This window comes from Campylobacter sp. P0103 (assembly GCF_002139545.1).
Taxonomy (GTDB): Bacteria; Campylobacterota; Campylobacteria; order Campylobacterales; family Campylobacteraceae; genus Campylobacter; species Campylobacter devanensis.
Genome location: NZ_MJKG01000012.1, coordinates 1 through 5,468 on the forward strand (window position 1 = coordinate 1; position 5,468 = coordinate 5,468).

Genomic DNA, 5,468 nt, shown 5'->3' on the forward strand with positions numbered 1-5,468 from the left:
ATAGGATAATTGCTCAAAGCGATCTACTTATCAGATGATATGCCATGAACTAATCTATCTAAGACATATTTTTCTAAATCTTTGCGTGAGACTTCATACTCTTTTGTTACCTTGTGATAGACATCAGCCTTTAAAAGCGACTTTTTAAGTGTTTCTAATGCGTTTTTAAAGCCTTTTCATCATCAACAAATTTAAGTTTATTTACAGCTGATTTTAATGATTCGCCAATAAGTTCAAACACTATATACCTTTTGAAATTTTGATTAAAAAGTGCTAATTATACTTTAAAATTCTTTAATCATTCCATTACGCATATATTTTTTGTTATAATATTTTTTACAGTATGATAAGATACATATATAACCATCACACAAAGCAAGATAAAAATAGTCATTCCTATATAGAGAAAAGCTATGTTGTTATTAATATTATAACCCTCTAAAATCGCTATAGAAGCTGCAGCACTAGGAAAAATAAACGCCCACCATGATAAGAAAAATTTAAGTTTTAAAAAATTTTTATACATATAAATCACCATAAAACTAAAAAATATAGTAAGATTAAGCATAATATTAGCAGCAACATCAAATCCTACAAGCTTATAATATCCCAAAAACCCAACAGCTGGAGGAGCTATCATAATAAATAGTGTAGGCATAAATTTTTGCGCTAGCTGCTCATGAAATAATATTCTATAAAACATTATAGAAAATAAAATAATCCAAAAAAATACCCCTATGCTAAAATAATACCATAACCATTCATAGTTTTTATCTGATGATATAACAACTATTAAATTACCTACTACTGGTATAAACCAAGCTGGATTGGAGTGCTTGATCTCTAAATTCTTATTAATCCAAAATGCAATAACCCTAAAAGTTATATAGGTTTGCAATATTAAACCACTATAAAATAACCACTCATATACAATACTTTTTTGCCATAGATTGGCTAAAATTAAAAAAGATATAGGTATCGCACCAAAGAAATTTAATCTTATTTGATGATTAAATTCACTTTTTACTTCATCTATATTTATAAATATTTTAATAGCATACAACAATACAACCAATAAAAAAATAGCAGATGTAATAATTTTAAATATATCAAAATATAAACTATTAATTTCAAATACTACACTGACTTTTTTTATAGCCATACTAAACCCGCCAAATCCCATTATAATAGCAAAAAACATAATAGGAAAATTGCTTATTCTACTCATTTTTTATCCTTGCCATTTTTTAATATTTTATTAGTCTCTTTTATACCCTCTTTCCACAATTGATGACGCTTTAATGTGTATTTTGCATCTACCTTGCCACTAAACATTGATATAAGCAAAAAGCGATTAATTTTAGGTATAAAGGCTGCTAAATGGGCAATAATTAATATTATGATAAGTATCATACCCAAATTATGCAATTGTGCCGCCCAAAAATATGCCCAATTTGCTATATCAAATCCTAATAAATTCTTATATGTTTTTATTAATCCTGTAAATACTAGTATAAAAAGCGTAAAAGCAATTGCTATATATGCTAAGCGTTGTTCTGGTAGATATTTTTGGTTTGGTGGTTCTTGATCTTTTGTTATCATAGATTTTATAACTAAATAACTATTTTTTATATCTCCCTTTTTAGGTATGATATCAAACTCTTTTTTTAAACTATGATAAACTATATGATAAACTCCAAAAAATATAAGCCCTATAGCAAAGATATAATGCAATACTAGACCTTCAAAATACTCGCCACTCCATTCCCATATATTTGCTACGCCATATCTTTTAGCCACTGGCATTTGAAATATACCAGTTAAAATAAGTCCAAAAGTAGATATAGCAACTCCCCAATGTATGATACGATTTTGCAAACTCTGTCTATATATTTTCATTATTTATCCTTTTTATTCCATTTTATAGCAGATATAGTTGCAGCACCTATTGCAGCTAGTGGAGTAATCATTGCAGCCATAGCTAAATTTTCGCTCTTTTGTAATGGACTATCTACTCTAGCCATATGAGGTCTGCCTATTTTATTTGTTAAATTTTCATATTTTTTTGTTATTGCTTCATTTATAGATTCAAAATCTACACTACTTAAGTATATTGTAGATGTTCCACCATTTTCTTTTAATCCATATATATGCCTGTTTTCTTTATTTACTATACTCATTATCTCATTTTTTGGAGCAAATTTTATAGCTTTTTTTGGACATTGATTTTGACATGCTGGCTTATCGCCTTTATTTAGCAGATCTTTACACATATCGCATTTATACATTACACCGCCACCTGCTAATTTTGGCGCTATATTTAAATATAATCCAACACCAGCTTGACGCTGCGGTATCTGCCACGGACAAGCATCTCTACATTTAGCACCGCCAAAACAAAAATCCTTATCAATATCTACAGCTCCATATTTATCTTTGCTTATAACGCCAAAAGGGCATAATTTTTGGCATGGAGGGTTATCGCAATGCATACAGCGTCTTGGTATATTTATCTTTTTACCATTTATCTCTATCTTTTGAACATATGTCCAATTATATGGGGTTAATCTATCTATAATATCTTTTTTATCACTATAATCTTCATATTTTTTTTGAGGCCAATAATTCATTATAGGCTTTTTAGGATCTGGGAATTTATCTTTATTATGTGTTTTGCAAGCACTTATACACTTTGGTACTTCAAAGCCTTCGCACCCATCGCATAAATCAAGATCTATTATACTCATCATTTGAGAATTCTGCCTTGATATTTCTTGATCAGCTAAAAGCGGTGTAGCACTAGTTATAAGGGTAAATTTTAAAAAATTACGCCTATTCATCTTCTTATATCCTTATATATTTTTAAGGAATTATAGATAAAATAATGCAAATTTTCAGTGATAAAGTTACCAAATGAAAAAAGATATAGAGCAATTTATAGATAAATTTAAAAAATTTAATTTGTCTAAAGAAGATTTAGATACTGTTAGTTCAAATGTTAAAATAATGGAATTTAAAAAAGGTGATGATGTAATAGTCGATAAAAATAGCTGTCAAGGTTTTATATATGTATTAAAAGGGAATTTAAGAGCATATGCAATATCTACAACAGGAAAAGAGATAACAGTATTTAATCTTAACTCTGGAGATGAATGCATTCTTTGTGCTAATTGTATGACTGATAATTTGCAACTTGAATTAAATTTACAAGCCAATAAAGATACAAAAATACTATTATTACACTCTAGTTACTTTTCAGTATTAAAAGATAAATACCCATCAATAGCATCTTTTGTAGTAGAGCTTTTATCCATAAGATTAGCTAGCGCTATTAAAGTTATGACACAAGCTCTATTTACGCCAATTACACAAAGGATTATTGATTTTCTTAAACAAAATGCTACAAATAATCAAATTCAAATTACCCACGAAATACTTGCTAGCCATTTAGGTACTGCAAGAGAGGTGGTATCAAGAATTTTAAAAGATATAGAAAAAGAGAATCTAATAAAATTAGAGCGTGGGAAAATAATTATTTTAAATTTATAATCTTTTGTGACTTTATCACTGATAAAAATAGAAAATCTATATATAATCATAATATCTATTTCCCTAATAAAGGATATATTATGAATGAAATTCAAAAATCCCGCAGAGACGCTCTAAAAATATTTACCTTAGGTTCTGCCTTAGCAGCTACTTCTGTTACTATACCTACACAAGCCAAAGCTGCAAGTGATTTATCTCCAAATATAGCTATCATAGGAGCTGGACTTGGCGGTATCACAATGAGTGCTCATCTAATAGATATAATGCCAAAAGCAAATGTTACCTTATATGATGCAAATCAAACAATGCATTATGAGCCTGGATTTACATTAATTGCTGCTGGTGTTTATACTACCAAAGATACAAAATATGATAAAGCAGATCTAATAAATGAAAAAGTAAAATGGGTAAAACAAAATGTACAAAGTGTAGATCCAAACAATAATTCACTTACAACAAATGATGGCAATATCTATAAATATGATTATTTAATAATCTCTACTGGGGTGTATTATGATTTTCAAAGTGTAAAAGGTTTAAATGCTGATATTATAGAAGATCCTAACTCTAAAATTACTAGTATATATACTCCAAATGGAGCAACAAAATCAAATAAATTTATTCAAGAATTGGTTAAAAATGGTGGTAATGCTCTATTTGCTGAGCCAAATACACCATCAAAATGCGGTGGAGCAAATAAAAAGGTAAATATGCTATTAAATGATTTAGGTCAAAAAAATAACCAAAAATCTTTAAAAACTATACTATGTACAGGTAGTGCAAATATGCTCTCAAGCCCATTACACGCTAAGATGATTGAACAAATGTATATACAAAGAGATATGGAGTATAAAACACGCCACCTTTTAGTAGAAGTTGATACCATAAATCAAATAGCTAAATTTGACAAACTAATGCCTTATACTCAAGACTCAATACAAAAAATAGCAAAAGAGATAGTAGAAATACCATATGATTATCTATTTGTAGTGCCTAGAATGAAAAGTGCTGATTTTATAACTCAAGCTGGTTTAAACACAAGCAAAGGCGATGTAGCTGGCAATTGGGTTGATGTTGATCAATATACATTACAACACAAAAAATATCCAAATATATTTGCACTAGGAGATTGCGCTGGAGTACCAAAAGGCAAAACAGGAGCAAGTATACGCAAACAATATCCAGTTGTAGGTGCAAATATATTATCTCACTTAAAAAATAAACCTTTAGAGGCTAAATTCGATGGCTATACAGCTTGTCCGCTACTTACTAGATATGGTAAGGCTGTTATGGTTGAGTTTAATTATAAAGGAGCCGCACCGACATTAGAATGTATGGGTTCTACAAGAGAAAGTTGGCTAAACTGGGCTGTTAAGGTATATTTAATGAAGCCTATGGTTATGCAAGCCATGATACATGCTAAAGCTTAAAAATAAAAAAAGGATATAATATGAGTAACTTAGATAAAACTATAAGACTAATAATAGCAGCTATAATATTTTTTGTATTTGGATTTGTATGCCAATGCTGGTGGTGGTTAATCGGACTTGTTCCTTTGCTTACTGCAGTATATGGATATTGCCCATTATACTCACTAATAGGCAAAAAAAGTTGTAAAAAATAGCTATTATGCCTCAAACGAGGCATAATACTCTTAAAATCCATGTAATCTTTTTAAATCTTTATCTATTAATTTTTTATTACCTTTTTCATCTACGCTAACATAAGCTACTTCAGCAGTTGTAACTGGAATACACTCACAAAAATTAAAATTTACTACTTCTTATTATATATTATACTTGGAATTTTTGCAATTTTAAAAGATATCTATAAATTTATAAAAATCTTCATGATATTAGCTCGCTACTTAGTAATCTTAAAGTTTATACCGATTCACTCAAACAATCAAATAAACTAAT

Annotated in this window: 6 protein-coding genes and 1 pseudogene; 3 read left to right on the top strand and 4 right to left on the bottom strand. The window is 29.0% G+C overall.

Annotation, left to right across the window (positions count from 1 at the left end; translation table 11 throughout):
* Window positions 1–98: 98 nt before the first annotated feature.
* The 4 genes and pseudogenes from CIGNP103_RS08050 to CIGNP103_RS07915 all read right to left on the bottom strand — a co-directional run.
* Window positions 99–241 (bottom strand): annotated as a pseudogene (locus CIGNP103_RS08050) (signal recognition particle receptor subunit alpha); the annotation flags it as partial.
* A gap of 57 nt (window positions 242–298) precedes the next feature.
* The gene (locus CIGNP103_RS07905; protein WP_086268903.1) at window positions 299–1,228 is read right to left on the bottom strand and encodes an SLAC1 anion channel family protein; all 930 of its coding nucleotides are present in this window, start codon (window positions 1,226–1,228) and stop codon (window positions 299–301) included.
* Complete coding sequence (locus CIGNP103_RS07910) at window positions 1,225–1,899, bottom strand: cytochrome b/b6 domain-containing protein (RefSeq protein WP_086268904.1); 675 nt, start codon at window positions 1,897–1,899, stop codon at window positions 1,225–1,227. The genes CIGNP103_RS07905 and CIGNP103_RS07910 overlap by 4 nt, the downstream gene beginning before the upstream one ends.
* The gene (locus CIGNP103_RS07915) at window positions 1,899–2,840 is read right to left on the bottom strand and encodes a 4Fe-4S dicluster domain-containing protein (protein WP_086240601.1); all 942 of its coding nucleotides are present in this window, start codon (window positions 2,838–2,840) and stop codon (window positions 1,899–1,901) included. Before CIGNP103_RS07915 ends, CIGNP103_RS07910 begins: the two co-directional genes overlap by 1 nt.
* A gap of 73 nt (window positions 2,841–2,913) precedes the next feature.
* On the opposite strand from CIGNP103_RS07915, the gene CIGNP103_RS07920 reads away from it, so the two are divergent.
* The 3 genes from CIGNP103_RS07920 (at window position 2,914) to CIGNP103_RS07930 (ending at window position 5,173) form a co-directional block, all read left to right on the top strand.
* Window positions 2,914–3,549, top strand: coding sequence for a Crp/Fnr family transcriptional regulator (locus tag CIGNP103_RS07920; protein ID WP_086224836.1), 636 nt, complete (start codon window positions 2,914–2,916; stop codon window positions 3,547–3,549).
* A gap of 80 nt (window positions 3,550–3,629) precedes the next feature.
* Entirely contained in the window at window positions 3,630–4,979 is a 1,350-nt protein-coding gene (locus CIGNP103_RS07925) for an NAD(P)/FAD-dependent oxidoreductase (RefSeq protein ID WP_086229181.1), read from the top strand.
* A 20-nt stretch (window positions 4,980–4,999) separates the two neighbouring features.
* Entirely contained in the window at window positions 5,000–5,173 is a 174-nt protein-coding gene (locus CIGNP103_RS07930; protein WP_086224838.1) for a YgaP family membrane protein, read from the top strand.
* The last annotated feature ends 295 nt before the right edge of the window (window positions 5,174–5,468 follow it).

Excerpts from the sequence above, each read along its gene's own strand:
- CIGNP103_RS07910 (WP_086268904.1), bottom strand. The coding sequence starts at position 1,899 with ATGAAAATATATAGACAGAGTTTGCAAAATCGTATCATACATTGGGGA.
- CIGNP103_RS07915 (WP_086240601.1), bottom strand. The coding sequence starts at position 2,840 with ATGAATAGGCGTAATTTTTTAAAATTTACCCTTATAACTAGTGCTACA.
- CIGNP103_RS07905 (WP_086268903.1), bottom strand. The coding sequence starts at position 1,228 with ATGAGTAGAATAAGCAATTTTCCTATTATGTTTTTTGCTATTATAATG.
- CIGNP103_RS07920 (WP_086224836.1), top strand. The coding sequence starts at position 2,914 with ATGAAAAAAGATATAGAGCAATTTATAGATAAATTTAAAAAATTTAAT.
- CIGNP103_RS07930 (WP_086224838.1), top strand. The coding sequence starts at position 5,000 with ATGAGTAACTTAGATAAAACTATAAGACTAATAATAGCAGCTATAATA.
- CIGNP103_RS07925 (WP_086229181.1), top strand. The coding sequence starts at position 3,630 with ATGAATGAAATTCAAAAATCCCGCAGAGACGCTCTAAAAATATTTACC.